This is a genomic window from Haematobacter genomosp. 1 (assembly GCF_002196855.1).
Classification (GTDB): Bacteria; Pseudomonadota; Alphaproteobacteria; order Rhodobacterales; family Rhodobacteraceae; genus Haematobacter.
On record NZ_NIPW01000030.1, the window covers coordinates 25,647 to 43,496 of the forward strand.

The window sequence follows — 17,850 nt, forward strand, 5'->3', positions numbered from 1 at the left end:
AGGACGGGCCATGACCGAAGATGCGGACACCCCCCGCGGAGCGAGCGCAACCGACCGTCAGCACCCGTTCCGGGACAGCCGTCAGGATGCCCGCGTGGTGAAGGAGACACCCGACACCCCGCAGACGCGCGCACCCGCCTACCGGCTGGCCTTCACCGATACGGATTTTCTCGTGCGGGAGGAGTTGCGGCCGGTGCGGCTGCAGCTTGAACTCCTGAAGCCCGAGATGATCCTGGCGGAGCGCGGCATCCGCTCAACCGTCGTGCTGATGGGCAGCGCGAGAATCCCCCGGGAGGGCGAGGCGGGTCCGGCGGCGGCGCTGTCCGGCTGGTATGAGGTCGCGCGCGATCTGGCCCAGCGGATCACCGAGGAAAGCCTCAAGACCTACGGCCGTGACTCGGTGGTCATGACGGGAGGCGGGCCGGGCATCATGGAGGCCGGCAACGAAGGGGCAGCAGCGGCGGGCGGCCAGTCCATCGGCCTTAACATCGTTCTGCCGCATGAGCAGGCGCCGAACCCGTTCGTCACGCCGGATCTGTGCTTCAACTTCCACTACTTTGCGATCCGCAAGATGCATTTCCTGATGCGGGCGCGGGCGGTCTGTGTCTTTCCCGGCGGCTTCGGCACGCTGGACGAACTCATGGAATGCCTGACGCTGATCCAGACCGGGCGGATGCAGCGCATTCCGATCCTGCTGTTCGGGCGGGAGTTCTGGGATGGCGTCATCAACTGGCAAGCGCTGGTGGAGGCGGGCACGATCACGGAAAGTGACCTGTCGATCTTCAACTATGTCGAGACGGCAGAGGACGCGATGGCGCTCCTGCATCAGCGACAGGTCTTCTGATCAGCGCTTTTTCCCACCAGAGAGGGACCGTTTCAGCGCGTCCATGATGTCGATGACCTTGCCCTCCTCCTCCTGCCGGGCGGGGGGAGAGGCAGGTTTCCGGGCCTTGCGCGCCGGCTTGCGCCTGGCTTCAATCATTTCCAACAAACGCGCCTGAACGGGGTCATGAACGATCTCCGGCGTCCAATCGGTCTTCCGCGCGTCGATGAGCTTGGTGATCATCTTCAGAAGATCCGTGTCGGGGGCCTCCGGTTTCTGTTCAAAGTAATCGCCGGGATCGCGCACCTCATCCCCGTAGCGGAGCGTCCACAGCATGATCCCCTTGCCTTTCGGCACCAGAAGGACCGGCCGTTCCCGGCGGTAGAGCACCAGCCGCGACAGCCCGAAGGTGCCCGTCGCCTCCATCGCGGCGCGGATCACGGCATAGGCTTCCTCCGCCACCTTGTCGTCCGGCAGCAGGTAGTGAGGGGTGTCCAGCCAGACCCATCCCACGCTGTCCGACGGCACGAACCGGTCGATGGAAATGGTGCGCGTGCTCTCCAGGGCAAGGGATTCGATTTCGGCATCCTCCAGCAGGACATACTCATCCTCGCCTTTCGGATAGCCCTTCATCTGGTCCTTCTCGGGGACTTCTTTTCCTGTCTTGTCATCGACATAGCGACTGAGCGTGGGGTTTCCCGTCTTCGCGTTCACGGTGGTGAACCGCAGCTTGTCAGCTTCGCTGGTCGCGGGAGTCATCGCGACAGGGCAGGTCACCAGAGAGAGTTTGAGATAGCCTTTCCAAAAGGGGCGGGGCGCCATCCGTTACCTCTCATTTTCTGAGATCAACTGCATGTAACGCCACGGAATTGCGCAGGTTCCCGCCTGAACGCAAGTTATGTGTTGCTTCGCGATCAAATTTGCGCGACATCCCCCGCGTGGCTTAAACACACTTTCTCATCGAAAACTTCGCACTCATGTTTTTCGAGCCTGCTTTTTAATCGAACTTCGCTGAGTTTGGTGAGAATATCTTACCTTTTTCTTTTTAAGCAGCTGTTCTTGCAGAAATTAGTATTGATTTTATATTCAACTTTGAGAAGGATGAGTTTCATCGAAAACAACTTGGCGGAGAGCGAAATGGCGAAGACAACGAGACGTGCCGCGAGCAAGGCAGAGGCACTTGCGGACACGCTCCGGCTCGCCATCGCATCTGGCGAGTTTCCCGCCAACTCTCTCCTTCCCGGTGAAGTCGAGTTGATGGAGCAACACAATATCTCGCGTCCCACCTACCGGGAGGCTATCCGGGTGCTGGAGGCGGAGGGGTTGCTGACGGTGGAGCGCGGGCCGCGGGGGGGCACGCGCGTTCTCCGGCCGACGATCGAGCCGATTGCCCGTCAGATCGGCTTTTACTTCCAGATGCAGCGCATGACTCTGGGAGAGGTGATGGATTATCGCCTGCAGACGGAGCCTGCCGCCGTTCACCACATCGTCAGGGCGCGCAACTTTGACGCCATAGAGGCGCTGCGGGCCTGCATGGTCGAACAGCGGGCGGCGATATCAAGAAACGATCCTGCCGAAGTCGCGATTGCCTACAATGAGCTGGACGACGAGTTTCGCCGGACCCTCGTGAAACATTCCGGCAACGGCATCACGGAGGTGTTCGGCGAGATTCTGGATGAGGTCATGACGCGTCATCTGGAAAACCGGGCGCATGCCACCCGTTCTGCCGAGGAGGACCTCGCCGGACGCTATGAGGCAGGTGTCGGTACCAAGATGAAGCTCATCCGGCGTGCCGAAGCGGGCGATGCGGAGGAGGCTGCGAATGTCTGGCGTCTCTATCTCAACGCCTATCGCGAACGCATCGAGGAAATGGGCCGCGATCGCATCAACCTGATGCCGATCGCCTGCTGATCGAATAGCCGGTCAGCTCCTTCCTGCAAGCGGCGCGGCCCAGGCGGAAACCGCTTCTTTGGAGCAGGGAAGCGTTTCGCCCATCTCCCCCGCATAAGCCTGCCAGAGTGCCAGCCGGGTATCTGCCACGGCGAGCAGAACCGGTATTCCGGCCTCTACCGCGGTTTCCAGCAGCGGGCGGAAACCGAATCCGGCGGCCTCGCTGTCACCGAAACGATTGAGCACCAGGAGAGACGGCGGAGGGGTCAGCCGCGCTTCCAGCCCGGCCGCTGCCTGATCGAGCGCCGCGGGGTCTAGCCTGCATCCGCCGCCAGCAGGGCCGCCCAGAGGCACCAGCACGCCGTCCGCCACATCCAGCAGCGCCAACCCGCCGTCCCCGCGCCTTGCCTGCACATAGCCGCGCACCCCTGCAAGGCCGCGCACGGCGGAGAGAATGGCGTCGTCCGGCGACTGTCCGGCGTGATATACGACGGTTGCAAGGCGTGTCATGAGTTATTCCCTCCTTCACCGGCCAATCGCGCGGTCGGTAGCCTAGGCCAATCGTACGGAACAGTCGTACGGACAAGTCGCACGTGCCAGTCGTCAGGTCCATTCTGTAGGCCAGCCACTGGCTAAGCCGCGAAGCTAGCGTCATCGCACGGTTTTGTCAGGCAAAAGCGCCGTGTTTTGCTTTACTCGCGGTTATGTTGACTGTATCAGTCAACCATCTTGGAACGGAACGCGAGTCTTATGGCCGTCGCAGCTCTTCTTCCCGCACCTGCCGTTGCCACTCCTCAGAACGAGGAGCGGGATGTTCAGTTGACCGCAACGCTGAACCGGCTGAGGCTTCTTTCCCTGCGGTGCCGCGCGGCGCGCCGGATCGACGTATTCTCGGCCTGCGCCCTCCTCGCCATGGACCGGGTGGAAGCGGCGCAGGCTTTTGCTGAGGCCCTGCTGCGCGCCCTGCCGCAGGCGACCGGCAAACCGTTGAATTTCCTGTTTCCCGGCGCGCGAGAACGCTCCTTCGATGAAAGCTGGCTCCTTCGGTTGGTGGAGGCCGTCCGGCAGGGTGATGGCGACAGCACGACCTTTCTCATCGCCTCGCAGGTGCGCAAGCCTTACCGTCGTCAGATTGCCTATCTTGCGAAAGGTCTCGCCGAGGGACTGGACACAATTTAAAATCATTCTAAATTGGGGATCATGGCAAGCGGACGCCAGCTAATGATTCGCAACTCGAAAGGAATGAGAACATGTCGCAAACGGCTGCCAACCTGAGCGAAAGTGCGCAGGCCGCCATCGCGGACGCGCTGAACCAGGCCGTCGCGGAGACCGTCGTCACCACGATGCTCGCACAGAATTTCCACTGGAACGTCAAGGGCATGTCCTTCGGACCGTTGCACGAGCTGTTCCAGAAGATTTATGAAGATCACTTCGAGGGCCAGGACGATCTGGCCGAACGCGTCCGCGCCATCGGTGCCCATGCCGAAGGCCGTCTGGCCGATATGGTCAAGCGCTCCAAGGTCGATGAGCACGACGGCCATGCCAGTGCCGAGGACATGATCCGCGCCCTGCTGAAAGCGGAGCGGACCGTGACGGAAACGCTTGCCGGTGTCGCTTCGATCTCCGAAAGCCACGGCGACCTGCTGACGCAGGATCTGGCCATCGAGCGGGGTCGCGTCCACGAGAAATTCGCGTGGATCCTGCAATCCCACCTCGAATGACCTAGAGACCGGGAAGGGTGGGCATTTCGATGCCCTTCTTCGCGCATTTCCGGGCATAGGCGCGGCCCCAAGCGGGAAACTTGCCAAGGTCGCGCTGCTGATGCACCAGCATGGTCAGAAAACCTTGCTGGTGTTTTTCTTTCTTCAGCTTCTTGAAGAGAGACTTCTGATCCTTGGTCATCGAGCATGCGATGCAATGCCCCGCGCGGCGGAATTTGCAGACGCTGAGGCAGGGAGAGGGCAGCTTCGTCATTGGAGCCTCCATCGGGTGCGACGCGCGCCCGAAGTCAGCGGTTAGAGGCAAGCCCCGGCCCCTTGTCAAGCTTGCGGAACGAGAGAAGCCCTGCGATCCCCGAGGAGACGGGTCGCAGGGCTTCTGAAGGCGCTACAGAAACGGGAGCGTGTGTTGCGCCTCTCCGGCATGTTCCGGGAGGGGGATGCCGGGTTTCCGATCACTTGGTGAGGATAAGCTTCCCCGCCTTGGTGATCCTGAGGGAATAGACCTGTCCATCAAGGACGATGCGCGCCTGCACGCCCCCGGCGGTCAGCAGGTGTGCATCGTGGACGGGGATGGAGTCCTGCAGCGTCAGCGTGCGGGAGACGGTGGCGTTCATGGCATCCTCTCAAATCTGTCGAGAACCTGGTCAAGCGGGCGTCCGCCCCCAAAGGCAAGAAGCAGGAGCCGGTACAGCTCCCCCAGCGGAGTGGAAGGCGCGCCTTCCCGAATTTGCCGGTGATCCGGCCAGAACAGGATCTCAGGTTTCATTTTCCGTACTCCGACGGAGGGTCTGTTCCGGGCTGACCTGTTCGGGCGGCTAGGACTGATGATGAAACTGAGCGAAACAGTCGGAAATGTCAAACAAGATTTGTCGGGAATTAATCCAGTGGAAGATTTTTGCCTCATCTGGGCGAGGTTCATCGCCAAACCTTGCGCTTTGAGAAGATTGTGCCACCTTTCTGCCGACACTCTCTGACTGGAGGCGCAGATGCAGCCGACCTCAATGAAATCCATGTTCGACAGTCTTTTGGGCCAGATTACCGGTGATGCGGGCACGAGTCGCACCCAGACTGGTGGTCAGAATACCGCTGGCAGTGCGGCGAGCGGTGCGACTGGCGGGAGCAGCGGAGGTCTGGGGGATCTTCTCTCCAGCCTGACCGGCGGGGGAGCGACGGCCTCGTCCAGCCGCTCCGGCGGCCTTTCCGATATGCTGGGCGGTCTCGTCGGCGATCAGGGCTCCTTTGCCAAGGGGGCGGCCGCAGGTGGTCTTGCCGGGGCGCTTCTCGGCGGCAAGGGGCTGGCGAAAGGGGCGGTCGCCGCCGCGATCGGCACGCTCGCCTACAAGGCCTACAACGACTGGCAGGCAGGCAGGGCACCGTTCAGCTCCGATACCTCCGCTGCCCAGCCGCAATCGGCAGCAGCGCCGGAGGCATTGCCTTCCCCGGAGGGCACCGATTTCATGCCCGATGATCCCGAGGAACTGGCCGAGAAGCTGGCGCGCGCCATGGTCGCCGCCGCCAAGGCGGACGGGGAGGTCACGGCCGTGGAACGGGCGCGGATCACCACGGCCCTGAAAGAGCGGGGCTATGACGACAGCGCCGCGCAGGTGCTGACCGAAGAGTTGGCAGCACCGCTCGATGTGGGGCGGATCGCGGCCCTCGCCTCCAATCAGGCGGAGGCGGCGGAGATCTATGCGGCCTCCCTGCTTGCGGTCGATCCGGAGGGGGCGGCGGAGAAGGGCTATCTTGCGATGCTGGCCGCGCGCCTGAAGCTTCCGGCGGATCTCGTGGCGCATCTTCATGCCAACGCGGGTGCGCTGGCCTGATCTCGTCAGGGAGGATTTGCGGCTTCCGGGGCAGCCTGCGGCAAGGCGGGCCCGGAAGGCCGCTCCACCTTTGCGAGTGTACCGAGATAGTCGCGGCACCAGTGATGCACGTCATAGGCGCGGAGCCTGTCCATCATGGCACTCCAGCGCTCCTTGCGCTCCTCCAACGGCATTGAGAGCGCGCGCGCCAGAGCATTGGCTGTCGCGTCTATGTCATAGGGGTTGATGAGCAACGCCTCCACCATCTCCCGCGCGGCGCCGGCGAAGCGGGACAGGACCAGGACACCGGGATCGGCAGGATCCTGAGCTGCCACGTATTCCTTGGCGACGAGATTCATCCCGTCCTTCAGCGGCGTCACGAATCCCACCTGCGCCACCCGGTAGAGACCTGCCAGCACCGGGCGTTTCAGCGACTGGTTTATGTAGCGGATCGGCGTCCAGTCCACCGCGCCGTTATCGCCATTCACGCGCCCCGCCTGCGCCGCGACCGCCTCCTGCATGGCGCGGTATTCCGGCACGTCGGAGCGGGACTTGGGCGTGACCTGAAGGAAGGTCACTTCCCCCCTGAAATCCGGGTGACGCTTCAGAAAGCGCTCATAGGCGTCGATGCGGTTGGGGATGCCCTTGGAATAATCCAGCCGGTCCACCCCGATGATGAGACGCCGCCCGTGCAGACTGCGGAGCAGGTCGCGCACCCCCGGCTTGCCCACCGAGGCGCGCGAGAGGTTGGCGAACTCCTCCGTCTCCATGCCGATGGGAAAGGCGCCCACGCGAAACTGCCGCCCATAGGCCACCACTTCCCCGTCGCCGAGCGGGCTGCCGCTGCCCTCGCGCCGGAGGCAGCCGATGAAATTGTCCATGTCGTAGTCGGTCTGGAAACCGACCAGATCATAGGCGGAAAGACCCGACAGCACCGCCTCATAGACCGGCATGGCAAAAAGGATATCCGCAGGCGGCCACGGGATGTGGAGGAAGAAGCCGATTCGGTTCCTGACCCCGCGCTGCCGCAACTCCTCCGCCAGCGGGATGAGGTGATAGTCATGCACCCAGATCGTATCGTCGGGGCGGAGCATGGGCACGAGTTGATCGGCAAAAAGCCGGTTCACCCGGAAGTATCCCGCCATCTCCCGGCGTGCGTATTCCGCCAGATCGACCCGCCCATGAAAGATCGGCCAGAGGACGCGGTTGGCAAAGCCGTTGTAGTATTCCTCCACGTCGGTTTCCGTCAGATCCATCAGCGAATAGGCGATGCGCCCCTGTTCGCGGGTGGTCATGCGGACATCCTCCGTATCGGCGACCGCCCGTCCCGACCATCCCATCCAGATGCCGCCCTGATCCCGGAGCGCCGCGTGAACGGCCACGGCGAGCCCCCCGGGCGGCGGATTCCCGTGCTTGTCGGGGAGCGGCACGCGGTTTGAAACGACGACGAGCCTGCTCATCGGACGATCTCCGCGAGCAGGGCGCGCAGCGCGTTGGGCGAGGGGAGCCGCTCCGTCGCCGCGCTGTCCTCCAGCGTCGGCCCGATCCGGATACCGCGTCCGCCCCGGTCCGCGACGAAGCGGAACATCGCCTCATCCGTCAGGTCGTCGCCGATGGCGAGCGGCAACCGGCCCCGGAACGGGGCTTGCGCAAGGAAAGCGGCGATGGCGGTGCCCTTGTCGCCGGAGGCGGGGCGCAACTCGGCAACCATCTTGCCGGACTGGAGCTGAAAGGCGCTGCCCGCGGTGGCCAGCGCTGTCTCCATCTCGCGGCGGACTTCGGCCTCCGCTTGCGGCAGCCCCCGGTAGTGGAGCGCAAAGGCGAGGCCCTTGTCCTCGAACAGCACGCCTGGTGTCCGCTCGGCAAAGTGTGCGGCCCCGGCCTTGGCGATGAGGTAATCGCGCGGGGGGGGCGGCTGATCCGCGCCCCGCAATTCCGCCCCGTGCAGGCCGGCGATCGGCAGACAGGCCGGCGCGAACATGGCCTCCGCCCGCGCCAGCGACCGCCCCGTGACCAGCGCAAGCGCCCCGCCCAGCAGGGCGGAAAGGCGGGTGAGCCGGGCGGCCAGCCCTTCCTCCACGACGATACCGTCCGGGCTTTCGGCGAGATCGACCAGCGTCCCGTCAATGTCCAGAAACATGGCCCAGCGTTCGGAAACGGCGGGAAGCGACCTGAGCGTGGCTTCCGCAGCGGCAACCGGGTCAGCGAGGGAATCCCGGTCTGCGACCGGGGGCGGCGTCTGACTGATCTGCATGGAGGGAAACTAGAGCGTCGCTGCCGTTTCGGCAACCGCGAAGCCGTTATTTTGCACCCGCAGCAGTCTGGGCAGCCGCTTTGGTATGACGCGAGCCCTTGAACGGGTCAGGTCGGCCAGCCTCCTCCGGGGGGCCGTTTCGTGCCGGAGGGCGGGATGCGGCTGGTGCTCAATCCAGCGTCGGGGGCAGGTCTGTCCTGCAGGGGTGCTGCCCTCGGCGCGGCGGTATTTCCCATGCGCGCGGCCATCTCCCTCAGGGCCGCAACCCGGTTCGCAGTCGAGGGATGGGTGGAAAACAGCCTGTCACGCTGAAAGGCATGCAGGGGATTGATGATGAACATCGGCGCCGTGGCCGGATTGCGCTCCGCCGGGACGTTGTCGATCCGGCTGGCATAGCCCTCGATCTTCTGAAGCGCCGAGGCAAGCCAGAGCGGCTGGCCACAGATTTCCGCCCCTGTCCGGTCCGCCTCGTATTCCCGCGTCCGGCTGATCGCCATCTGGACGACAGCCGCCGCCATCGGGGCCACGATCATGGCGATCAGGCCACCCAGCGGCCCCATCGGGCTGTTGCGGTCACGCGGCATGAACAGCGCGAAATTGCCCAGCATGGAAATCGCCCCGGCAAAGGTTGCGGTCACGGTCATGATGAGCGTGTCGCGGTGCTTCACATGGGCCAGCTCATGCGCAACGACGCCCGCCACCTCCTCCATCGTCAGGGCGCGCATGAGGCCGGTGGTCACCGCGACGGCGGCGTTATCCGGGTTGCGGCCCGTGGCAAAGGCATTCGGCTGGTCGTTGGGCAGAATGTAGAGCTTTGGCATCGGCAGCCCCGCGCGCGCCACCAGCCCTTCCACCATGCGATAGAATTCGGGCGCGGTTCTCGGATCAACGGGCTGGGCTGAATAGGTCTTCAGCACCATCTTGTCAGAGTTCCACCAGGTAAAGACATTCATCAGCGCTGCAAAGATCAGCGCGAAGATCATGCCGCCCTGTCCGCCCAGCAGATATCCGACGCCCATGAAAACCGCCGTCATGGCGGCCATCAGCAGCGCTGTCTTGGCATATCCGGTCATCTGTCATCCCCGCAACGGATCCCGAGAGAGATATGTGGCTCTCGAAGCGAGTGTTGACAAACAACACGAGGGGTTCAACTTCTTTCGCAGGCACCGGCGGTCTCCTTTGCCGCCGACCATTCGATTGGAGCAGAGAATGCTGAAGGAATTCCGGGACTTCATCGCGCGCGGCAACGTGCTCGACCTCGCTGTCGGTATCATCATCGGTGCCGCGTTCACGTCAATCGTCAATTCCGTGGTTGCGGATCTCATCAACCCCATCATCTCGCTTTTCACCGGTGGCCTCGATTTCTCCGGCCTGTCGATCGTCCTGGGCGAGGGGCCGAATGCCGCGCAATTCGCTTACGGCAAGTTCATCATGGCGGTGATCAACTTCCTCATCATCGCCTGGGTCGTGTTCCTGATCGTGAAGGGTGTGAACACGGCACGCAGATTCGCGCATATGGAAGGCAAGGAGGAGAAGGCCGAGGATCCGCCGGAGATCAAGCTTCTCACCGAAATCCGTGACGAGCTGAAAAATCGCCCTGCCGTCTGATGCAATAACCCCTTCGTCAGGGGCGGAAATATTGGTAGGCTCTACCGGATTTTCCGCCCCTTTTCGAAGAAGTTTGCGCTGAATGGAACTTGATGCGACGGACCGTCGAATCCTCATCGTCCTGCAGAAGGAGGGGAGGATTTCAAACTCCGACCTGTCGGAGCGTGTGAACCTCTCCGCTTCCGCCTGTCACCGTCGCGTCCAGCGGCTGGAGCAGGAAGGGTATATCCGGGACTATGTCGCGTTGCTGGACGAACGCCGCATGGGGGTGCCCACGACGGTCTTCGTCGAGATCACGCTTTCCGGTCAGGCGGATGAGGTGCTGGAAGCCTTTGAGCGCGAGGTGGCGCGCGTCCCCGACATTCTGGAATGTCACCTGATGGCGGGGTCCGCGGATTATCTGCTGAAAGTTGTGGCCTCCGATACGGAGGATTTCGCCCGGATTCACAGGCAATATCTGGCGAAGCTGCCGGGGGTGTCGCAGATGCATTCCTCCTTCGCGCTGCGCACCGTCTTCCGCACCACGGCGATTCCCGTATAGCCCTTTCCGTGCAAGCGCTGCGGCTACAGGGGTGATATCCAAGCGGATCAGCTCACGCGCCCTGATACCGGAAGCAGACAGCCGGTGATCGCGCTGCAAGGCCCGTGGGTCGTTGCCTTGATTGCCCGTCTGACTCCCGCTTAGGGGGGCACCACCACGGTAGGCGCGCGCGCCTTTTCCGGCGGTCTCTGGCCAGCGGGCGCCGACGCGTTCGGGGCTAACATGCTGCGGAAAAAGGTCTGACGTGTTATGTCCGTGCTCTGGAAATCGGGGCTCTGGAAATCGGGAAATCAGCCCGGGAACTGCCAGAAACGCGTGGGTCTCTGGCTGGAGTTCCCCAGATGCGAACGATTTCCGCTCTCGCAGACCCGAAGGCCTTTTTCAGCAGTCTGCCAAAGTGCCGCCCTCCCCCGAGAGTGCTCCTGCCAGACAGGCCGCCCCGCCTTCGCCAATGGCGTTGCCGGCCTCTGCACAAAAGAAAACCCCCGCGCAAAAGCAGCGGGGGTTCGGCAACCATGAGGTTACCCGTCGCGTCAGAGGCTCAGAGGAGACCCTCGCGCTGCGCCTTCTTGCGAGCCAGTTTACGCGACCGGCGAACGGCCTCGGCTTGCTCACGCGCCTTCTTTACGGAAGGCTTTTCGAAGTGCTGCTTGAGCTTCATCTCACGGAACACGCCCTCACGCTGAAGTTTCTTCTTCAGAGCGCGCATGGCCTGTTCGACGTTGTTATCGCGAACGCTTACCTGCATGTGGTTGTCACCACCTTTCTGGTCTAGGGTTTCTGTCAGGTGCAGGACGCCGCTCCATATCAGAGGGTAAAGGGGTTGTCCACCGCGCCTCGCAAGGAAAAGGGGAATTGCCATGACCGAAACTTCTTCCGGCTCAGCTCATTCCATGGAGGAGGTTCGCGATCGCCTTCTGGACGCGGCGCTGCCGCATGTCGTCTTCGATGGCTGGACTGCCGTCACCTACAGGGCGGCTGTTGATGATTCGGGGCTCGATCCCACTCTGGCGCATATGGCCGCGCCGCGGGGCGCAATCGATCTTGCGCACGCTTTCCACGTCCGCGGCGACAGGCGCATGGCAGAGGCGCTGGCGACGAGCGACCTTTCCGCCCTGCGCTTCCGCGAGCGGGTTGCAAAGGCCGTCATGCTGCGCCTTGAACTCGCAGGGGACCGGGAGGCGGTGCGCCGCGGCATGACGCTCTTTTCGCTGCCCCAGCACGCGGCGGAGGGATCCCGGCTGGTCTGGCAGACGGCGGATGCCATCTGGACAGCGCTTGGCGACACGGCGGACGACCTGAACTGGTACACGAAACGCGCAAGCCTTTCCGGGGTCTTTGGCGCGACGGTGCTCTACTGGCTTGGGGACGAAACGCCCGACAGCAGCGCAACCGCGGCGTTTCTGGAGCGGCGGATCGACGGGGTCATGCGGATCGAAAAGACCAAGTCCTTCCTGCGCAAGACGCCCGGATTCAATCTGCTGATGACCGGCCCCGACTGGCTGGCCCGGCAGGTGCCCTCGCCCGACCGGTGCCGGAGGGACGGGTTGCCCGGACGGCGATCAAGGACGGCCCCCGGCCCGCTCGGGAGGACGGCGGAATGAGCCGGTCCATGCGTGCCGTCGAGATATCGCGGCCCGGCGGGCCTGAAGTGCTGCGCCTGGTGGAGCGCCCGATTCCGCAACCGGGCTACGGACAGATCCTGATCCGGGTGGACTATGCGGGCGTGAACCGTCCCGATGCCCTGCAACGTGCCGGGAACTATGCACCGCCCCCCACGGCCTCCGACCTGCCGGGGTTGGAGGTCTCGGGTCATGTCGTTGCCGTTGGGCCGGGAGCGCAGCGCTGGAAGGCGGGCGATGCGGTTGTCGCCCTGACGCCCGGCGGCGGCTACGCGGATTATGTCGTGACCCATTGGGGGCAGGCGCTGCCGGTGCCGGAGCGGCTTGAGCCCGCCGCTGCGGCGGCACTTTGCGAGACATTTTTCACCGTCTGGACCAATGTCTTTGGCCGCGGAAAGCTGAAGGCGGGGGAGCGGTTCCTCGTCCACGGCGGATCCTCCGGCATCGGCACGACGGCCATCCAGCTTGCCCATGCCTTTGGCGCCCGGGTCTTTGCCACGGCGGGGAGCGGGGAAAAGTGCGACGCTTGCCGTGCTCTGGGCGCGGAGAGGGCGATCAACTACCGGGAGGAGGATTTCGTCGCCGTGTTGAAGGGGGAAGGCGGGGCGGACCTGATCCTCGACATGGTGGGGGGCGATTACATCCCGCGCAATCTGCGCGCATTGGCGGAGGATGGCAGGCTGGTGCAGATCGCCTTCCTCTCCGGTCCGACGGCGGAGGTGAATTTCGGCCTGCCGATGCGGCGGCGGCTATCCGTCACCGGATCGACGCTCCGGCCGCTCTCCGATCTCGACAAGGCGCGAATCGCGCAGGGGCTTGAGGCGTCGGTCTGGCCATTGCTGTCGGCAGGGCGTGTGGCCCCGGTGATGGATTCGGTCTTTCCGCTTGAGCAGGCGTCTCGGGCGCATGAACGGATGGAAAGCTCCGCCCATATCGGCAAGATCGTCCTGAAGGTGGCGTGAGGAGGGGACCGCCGGAGGGTTGGCCGGTGGCCTCCGCCCTGCGGGCCTGCGCTTGGCGCGGGCCCGAGCGGGCTGTCAGACAGGGCCGCAGCAGCCGTGGCTCATGCGGCGGATCTCTGCGGCCCCTTTTTCTGCGGCCCTTGCCCGAAAAGGGCGGGCGGTGGCCCGGCCCTTTCAGTAATGCGGCGGTTTCTGGTCGGCGAGCGGGATCGTGCCCCCGGCCTGCATCTCGCGCTCCGCCTCCCGCTCCATCAGCAGGGAGACGAGCCGCGTCAGGCGTGCGAGGTCACGGGCCTGCGCGCTCGTCACGTCCGACAGGTCCTCCACGATCCGGGTGAGGTGGGCGATCTGTTCCTCCGCTCGGGTAAGGCGGTCATCCATAATCTCGTCCTTTCGGGCCAAAAAGCCGCATTGCCTTGCCCCGAACGGGTCCATCCGCTAGACGACGCCCGTCAACCACGAGGCACACCGATGGCGAAGGACAAGGGCAGCCAGGCCAAGGGAACCCGCCGACCCAAGGCGGAGAACCCCCGCGGCTTCCGGGACTATTTCGGCGCAGAGGTCACCGAACGCAAGACCATGCTCGACCGGATTGCCGAGGTGTATCATCTCTTCGGCTTCGATCCGCTGGAAACCCCGGCGGTGGAGACGGTGGAGGCGCTCGGCAAGTTCCTTCCCGATGTGGACCGCCCGAATGATGGCGTCTTCGCCTGGCAGGACGAGGGCGACTGGCTCGCGCTTCGCTATGACATGACGGCGCCGCTGGCCCGCGTGGCCGCGCAGTTCCGTAACGACCTGCCCTCCCCCTACCGTCGCTATGCCATGGGGCCTGTCTGGCGGAACGAAAAGCCCGGGCCGGGACGCTTCCGCCAGTTCTATCAGTGCGATGCCGATACGGTGGGTTCCGCCAGCGTGGCCGCGGATGCCGAGATCTGCGCGATGCTCTCCGACACGCTGGAAACCTTGGGGATTCCGCGGGGCGATTATGTCGTGCGCGTGAACGACCGGAAGGTGCTGAACGGGGTGATGGAGGTTGCGGGCGTGCTCGACCCCGCCGACCCTGATCGCTTCGCCTCCGAGCGCGGTATCGTGCTGCGCGCCATCGACAAGATCGACCGGCTGGGGGAGGCGGGTGTCCGCGCCCTGCTGGGCGAGGGGCGGCGGGACGAATCCGGTGATTTCACCAAGGGCGCGGGGCTTGGCCCGGAGCAGGCCGATGTGGTCATGGGCTTCATGGCCGCGCGGCGCGACAGCGGTGCGGCGACCGTGGCCCGGCTGCGGGAACTCGTCGGCGCATCGGCCATCGGGCTGGAGGGCGTGGGCGAGCTTGAACAGATCGCGGAGCTTCTGGATGCGCAGGGCTACGGGGCGGATCGGGTGATGATCGACCCGGCGGTGGTCCGCGGCCTTGGCTACTACACCGGCCCGGTGTTCGAGGCGGAGCTGACCTTCGAGATCCTCGATGAAAAGGGCCGTCCGCGGCAGTTCGGTTCCGTTGCGGGCGGCGGGCGCTATGACGATCTGGTGAAGCGCTTCACCGGCCAGACCGTGCCCGCGACCGGCGTTTCCATCGGCGTGGACCGTCTGCTGGCCGCGCTGCGGGCCAAGGGGCGGATCGGCGGCGAAACTGCTGGCCCGGTCATCGTCACCGTGATGGACCGCGAGCGGCTGGCGGATTGCCAGTCGATGGTGGCGGAACTGCGGAACGCCGGGATCCGGGCGGAGGTCTATCTGGGCAACCCGAAGAACTTCGGCAATCAGCTCAAATATGCCGACAAACGCAATTCTCCTGTTGCGGTGATCCAGGGATCGGATGAGCGCGCGCGGGGCGTCGTGCAGCTCAAGGATCTGTATCTGGGCGCCAGGATCGCCGCCGAGGCGAGCCTTGAGGAATGGAAATCCCAGCCTGCGCAGATCGAACTGCCGCGGAGCGAACTGGTGCAGGGGGTGCGCAGCATCCTCGGGCGGTATTGATGCCGGCGAAAGCAGCCGCACGGGCCGAGGGCGAGGCGATCTTTTCGCGGTTCCTGCTGGCAGGCGCCCTGCCGGTGGAGACGGATATCCTCCAGCCTGCCGAAACGCTGCTGGACCTGTATGGCGAGGATATCCGCGCCCGCGCCTATGTGACGTCCGATCCGCTCCGGGGGGAGCAGATGCTGCGCCCGGACTTCACCGTGCCCGTCGTGCAGATGCACATGGCGCAGGGCGCGGAGCCCGCCCGCTACACCTATTTCGGCGAGGTCTTCCGCCGTCAGGAACATCGCGGCGCGCGGGCCAGCGAGTATTTCCAGGTGGGTTACGAGCTTTTTGCCCGCGACGATATTCCTGCGGCGGATGCCGAGGTCTTTGCGCTGTTCGCGGAGATACTGGCCCCGCTCGGCCTTCGGGCCGCAACGGGCGACATGGGCCTGCTGCTGGCCGCGGTGAACGCGCTGGAGACTTCGGAGGCGCGCAAGGCGCGGCTTCATCACCATATCTGGCGGCCCCGCCGGTTCCGCGCCCTGCTGGACCAGTATTCCGGCCGCACCAAACCCACGGATGCGCGCAAGCGGATGCTGCGGGGGCTTGCCGCGACGCCGGTGGAGCGGCTCCTTTGGGAAGCGGGCACCGCCGTCGGTCTGCGCAGCGATGAGGAAGTCGCCGCCCGGGTGCGCCATCTGGTGGAGGAGGCCGATACGCCACCGATCCCCGCCCTCCAGGCGGAGATACTGGATGAGCTGATCGGGCTGCGCGATACCGCGCCCGCCGCGCTCAGCCGTCTGGAGGATCTCTCCGTGGACATGCCGGGGCTGTTTCCGGCGGTGGAACGGATGTCTCTCAGGCTGGATGCTCTGGTCGCGCACGGGATCGATGTGGACCGGCTGGATTTCGAGGCGAGCTTCGGGCGCACCACGCTGGAATATTACGACGGCTTCGTCTTTGGCTTCTATGCCGAACGCCGCCCGGATCTTCCGCCGGTGGCGACCGGCGGGCGCTATGACGCGATGACCTCCCGGCTGGGGCTGGGGCAGTCGATCCCCGCGGTCGGCGGCATCATCCGGCCGGGCGTGCTGGCGGAGCTGAAGGAGGCGGGCGAATGGCGGTGAAGCTCGGCGTGCCCTCCAAGGGCCGCCTGATGGAAAAGACCTTCGAATGGTTCGGCGCGCGCGGCGTGCGGCTGATGCGCACGGGGTCCGACAGGGAATATTCCGGCCATGTCGGCGGGGTGGAGGGTGTGGAACTGGTCCTGCTCTCCGCCGGAGAGATCCCGAGGGAGCTTCAGGCGGGCCGCATCCATCTCGGCGTGACCGGATCCGATCTGGTGCGGGAGAAGATCGTCGACTGGCAGCAACGGGCAGAGGCGCTGGCCCCGCTGGGCTTCGGCTTCGCCGATCTGGTGATCGCGGTTCCGGCGCTCTGGGTCGATGTGGACTGTCTGGACGATCTGGACGCCGTAGCCTCGGATTTCCGGGCGCGCCACGGGCACCGGCTGCGTATCGCCACCAAATATCACCGGCTGGTGCGGGAGTTCCTGCGCGACAACGGCGTGGCCGATTATCAGCTTGTGGACAGTCAGGGCGCGACGGAGGGGACGGTGAAGAACCTGACGGCGGAGGCGATCGCCGACATCACCTCCACCGGGGAGACGTTGCGCGCCAACCACCTGAAGATCCTGTCGGACGGTCTCATCCACCGGTCGGAAGCCACGCTGTTCCTGTCGCGCAGCGCGCCGCTGACCGAGGGGGAGCGCAGCGCGCTGACCCAGCTTTCCGCCCGGATCGGCGTCTAGCAGGCTGTGTCCGTCCATGTTCTGAGACCCGGCCGGAACCATGTGGATTTCCGGCCGGGTTTCCATCAGATCGCGAGCGATTCCCGCTCCGGCTCGGGCTTGGCAGGCTGCTGAAGAAGCCTGAAGTGTCGTGTCCATGCTCTGGAAACGGGAAATCGGCTCTGGGATGGTCCGAAACGTACGGATTTCCGGCCGGGTTTCGTCAGATCGCGAGCGATTCCCGCTCCGGCTCGGGCCTGACAGGTTGCTCAAGAAGCGCCATGCCCATGCTCTGGAAACGGGAAATCGGCTCTGGGATGGTCCGAAGCGTGTGAATTTCCGGCCGGGTTTCGCCAGATCACGAATGACTTCCGCTTCGACGCAGCTCGGAAAGGCTTTTTCAGCAGCCTGCCAAGAGCGGTCTGCTAGCGAAGGCCGATCTCATCCAGCATGGCGGCGAGGGCGGGGGGAAGATCCTCGTTCTCCCGCCCCTTGGGCAGATCCCGCGGCGCATCGGCGGCGGCAAGGTAGCGCCAGCCCTGAAACGGGCGCCGGGGCATCGGATGGGTCTGCACTACCTCCCGGTCCAGCACGAAGCCGCAGCGCCGGATGCCGTCGCCGTGATCGCGTTCCTCGAACGCCAGCAGGCGCTGACGGGCGAGGATCAGCCCCTTGAACACCCAGTAGAGCGAACCGCCCGAGAGGATCTCCGTCTCCCGCTTCGGCCACATGCGCGTGACATGCACCGGATTGCCGGCGGGATACCGCTCCTTCTGCCAGCGGATCAGGTCATCGACCGCCTCAGCGCCGACGCAAAGCTTCACGATATGCAGGGAATCGGTCATCATCGCCTCCGGGGATACCGGATCACATAGGCGC

General features: G+C 64.6%; 22 protein-coding genes. 12 read left to right on the plus strand and 10 right to left on the minus strand.

The features are described from left to right. Window positions 1-10: 10 nt before the first annotated feature. The gene (locus tag CDV49_RS15550) at window positions 11-844 is read left to right on the plus strand and encodes an LOG family protein (protein ID WP_088216332.1); all 834 of its coding nucleotides are present in this window, start codon (window positions 11-13) and stop codon (window positions 842-844) included. Here CDV49_RS15550 and ku read toward each other — a convergent pair whose 3' ends face one another. Then, window positions 845-1,645 (minus strand): non-homologous end joining protein Ku, encoded by an 801-nt coding sequence (gene ku / locus CDV49_RS15555; RefSeq protein WP_088216333.1) that lies wholly within the window; start codon window positions 1,643-1,645, stop codon window positions 845-847. 315 nt (window positions 1,646-1,960) lie between these two features. On the opposite strand from ku, the gene CDV49_RS15560 reads away from it, so the two are divergent. Beyond that, a complete protein-coding gene (locus tag CDV49_RS15560; protein ID WP_179209237.1) occupies window positions 1,961-2,734 on the plus strand; it encodes a FadR/GntR family transcriptional regulator in 774 nt (257 codons plus the stop codon). A 12-nt stretch (window positions 2,735-2,746) separates the two neighbouring features. On the opposite strand, the gene CDV49_RS15565 is transcribed toward CDV49_RS15560, so the two are convergent. Beyond that, entirely contained in the window at window positions 2,747-3,223 is a 477-nt protein-coding gene (locus CDV49_RS15565) for a DUF2478 domain-containing protein (protein WP_088216335.1), read from the minus strand. Window positions 3,224-3,463: 240 nt separating this feature from the next. Between CDV49_RS15565 and CDV49_RS15570 the strand changes: the two genes are divergently transcribed. Both CDV49_RS15570 and CDV49_RS15575 read left to right on the plus strand, forming a co-directional pair. Then, complete coding sequence (locus tag CDV49_RS15570; protein ID WP_088216336.1) at window positions 3,464-3,892, plus strand: hypothetical protein; 429 nt, start codon at window positions 3,464-3,466, stop codon at window positions 3,890-3,892. A gap of 71 nt (window positions 3,893-3,963) precedes the next feature. Further along, a complete protein-coding gene (locus CDV49_RS15575; RefSeq protein ID WP_088216337.1) occupies window positions 3,964-4,434 on the plus strand; it encodes a Dps family protein in 471 nt (156 codons plus the stop codon). 1 nt (window position 4,435) lies between these two features. Here the strand turns inward: CDV49_RS15575 and CDV49_RS15580 are convergent, their stop codons facing one another. Together CDV49_RS15580 and hemP are read right to left on the minus strand one after the other, a co-directional pair. Continuing rightward, window positions 4,436-4,687: a DUF1289 domain-containing protein gene (locus CDV49_RS15580; RefSeq protein WP_088216338.1), complete on the minus strand. Its 252-nt coding sequence runs from the start codon at window positions 4,685-4,687 to the stop codon at window positions 4,436-4,438. Window positions 4,688-4,886: 199 nt separating this feature from the next. Next, on the minus strand, window positions 4,887-5,048 hold the full coding sequence (hemP, locus tag CDV49_RS15585; RefSeq protein ID WP_088216339.1) for a hemin uptake protein HemP: 162 nt from the start codon (window positions 5,046-5,048) through the stop codon (window positions 4,887-4,889). Between the two features lie 372 nt (window positions 5,049-5,420). On the opposite strand from hemP, the gene CDV49_RS15590 reads away from it, so the two are divergent. Further along, entirely contained in the window at window positions 5,421-6,257 is an 837-nt protein-coding gene (locus CDV49_RS15590) for a tellurite resistance TerB family protein (protein WP_218821989.1), read from the plus strand. A 5-nt stretch (window positions 6,258-6,262) separates the two neighbouring features. On the opposite strand, the gene otsA is transcribed toward CDV49_RS15590, so the two are convergent. The 3 genes from otsA to htpX all read right to left on the minus strand — a co-directional run bounded on the left by otsA (window position 6,263) and on the right by htpX (window position 9,563). Then, window positions 6,263-7,696: an alpha,alpha-trehalose-phosphate synthase (UDP-forming) gene (gene otsA / locus CDV49_RS15595; RefSeq protein ID WP_088216340.1), complete on the minus strand. Its 1,434-nt coding sequence runs from the start codon at window positions 7,694-7,696 to the stop codon at window positions 6,263-6,265. Next, window positions 7,693-8,490, minus strand: coding sequence for a trehalose-phosphatase (gene otsB, locus CDV49_RS15600; RefSeq protein ID WP_088216341.1), 798 nt, complete (start codon window positions 8,488-8,490; stop codon window positions 7,693-7,695). The genes otsA and otsB overlap by 4 nt, the downstream gene beginning before the upstream one ends. A gap of 107 nt (window positions 8,491-8,597) precedes the next feature. Then, a complete protein-coding gene (gene htpX, locus CDV49_RS15605; RefSeq protein WP_088216342.1) occupies window positions 8,598-9,563 on the minus strand; it encodes a zinc metalloprotease HtpX in 966 nt (321 codons plus the stop codon). 136 nt (window positions 9,564-9,699) lie between these two features. On the opposite strand from htpX, the gene mscL reads away from it, so the two are divergent. Beyond that, window positions 9,700-10,098, plus strand: coding sequence for a large-conductance mechanosensitive channel protein MscL (gene mscL, locus CDV49_RS15610; protein ID WP_088216343.1), 399 nt, complete (start codon window positions 9,700-9,702; stop codon window positions 10,096-10,098). An 82-nt stretch (window positions 10,099-10,180) separates the two neighbouring features. Beyond that, window positions 10,181-10,639, plus strand: coding sequence for an Lrp/AsnC family transcriptional regulator (locus tag CDV49_RS15615; RefSeq protein WP_035709296.1), 459 nt, complete (start codon window positions 10,181-10,183; stop codon window positions 10,637-10,639). Between the two features lie 541 nt (window positions 10,640-11,180). On the opposite strand, the gene rpsU is transcribed toward CDV49_RS15615, so the two are convergent. Beyond that, window positions 11,181-11,387, minus strand: a complete 207-nt coding sequence (gene rpsU / locus CDV49_RS15620; RefSeq protein ID WP_084684048.1) for a 30S ribosomal protein S21 — start codon at window positions 11,385-11,387, stop codon at window positions 11,181-11,183. A 112-nt stretch (window positions 11,388-11,499) separates the two neighbouring features. Here rpsU and CDV49_RS15625 point away from each other — a divergent pair, with 112 nt between their 5' ends. Both CDV49_RS15625 and CDV49_RS15630 read left to right on the plus strand, forming a co-directional pair. Further along, window positions 11,500-12,243: a COQ9 family protein gene (locus tag CDV49_RS15625; protein WP_088216344.1), complete on the plus strand. Its 744-nt coding sequence runs from the start codon at window positions 11,500-11,502 to the stop codon at window positions 12,241-12,243. Next, the gene (locus CDV49_RS15630; RefSeq protein ID WP_088216345.1) at window positions 12,240-13,223 is read left to right on the plus strand and encodes an NAD(P)H-quinone oxidoreductase; all 984 of its coding nucleotides are present in this window, start codon (window positions 12,240-12,242) and stop codon (window positions 13,221-13,223) included. The genes CDV49_RS15625 and CDV49_RS15630 overlap by 4 nt, the downstream gene beginning before the upstream one ends. A 174-nt stretch (window positions 13,224-13,397) precedes the next feature. On the opposite strand, the gene CDV49_RS15635 is transcribed toward CDV49_RS15630, so the two are convergent. Further along, window positions 13,398-13,604, minus strand: coding sequence for a SlyX family protein (locus CDV49_RS15635; protein WP_088216346.1), 207 nt, complete (start codon window positions 13,602-13,604; stop codon window positions 13,398-13,400). Window positions 13,605-13,694: 90 nt separating this feature from the next. On the opposite strand from CDV49_RS15635, the gene hisS reads away from it, so the two are divergent. The 3 genes from hisS to hisG are packed head-to-tail and all read left to right on the plus strand — an operon-like array spanning window position 13,695 to window position 16,992. Then, window positions 13,695-15,197, plus strand: coding sequence for a histidine--tRNA ligase (hisS, locus tag CDV49_RS15640; protein ID WP_088216347.1), 1,503 nt, complete (start codon window positions 13,695-13,697; stop codon window positions 15,195-15,197). Further along, window positions 15,197-16,309, plus strand: coding sequence for an ATP phosphoribosyltransferase regulatory subunit (locus tag CDV49_RS15645; protein ID WP_088216348.1), 1,113 nt, complete (start codon window positions 15,197-15,199; stop codon window positions 16,307-16,309). The genes hisS and CDV49_RS15645 overlap by 1 nt, the downstream gene beginning before the upstream one ends. Beyond that, window positions 16,300-16,992: an ATP phosphoribosyltransferase gene (gene hisG / locus CDV49_RS15650; protein ID WP_088216349.1), complete on the plus strand. Its 693-nt coding sequence runs from the start codon at window positions 16,300-16,302 to the stop codon at window positions 16,990-16,992. Before CDV49_RS15645 ends, hisG begins: the two co-directional genes overlap by 10 nt. Before the next feature lie 404 nt (window positions 16,993-17,396). Here the strand turns inward: hisG and CDV49_RS15655 are convergent, their stop codons facing one another. After that, complete coding sequence (locus CDV49_RS15655; protein WP_088216350.1) at window positions 17,397-17,816, minus strand: DUF1489 family protein; 420 nt, start codon at window positions 17,814-17,816, stop codon at window positions 17,397-17,399. Between the last annotated feature and the right edge of the window lie 34 nt (window positions 17,817-17,850).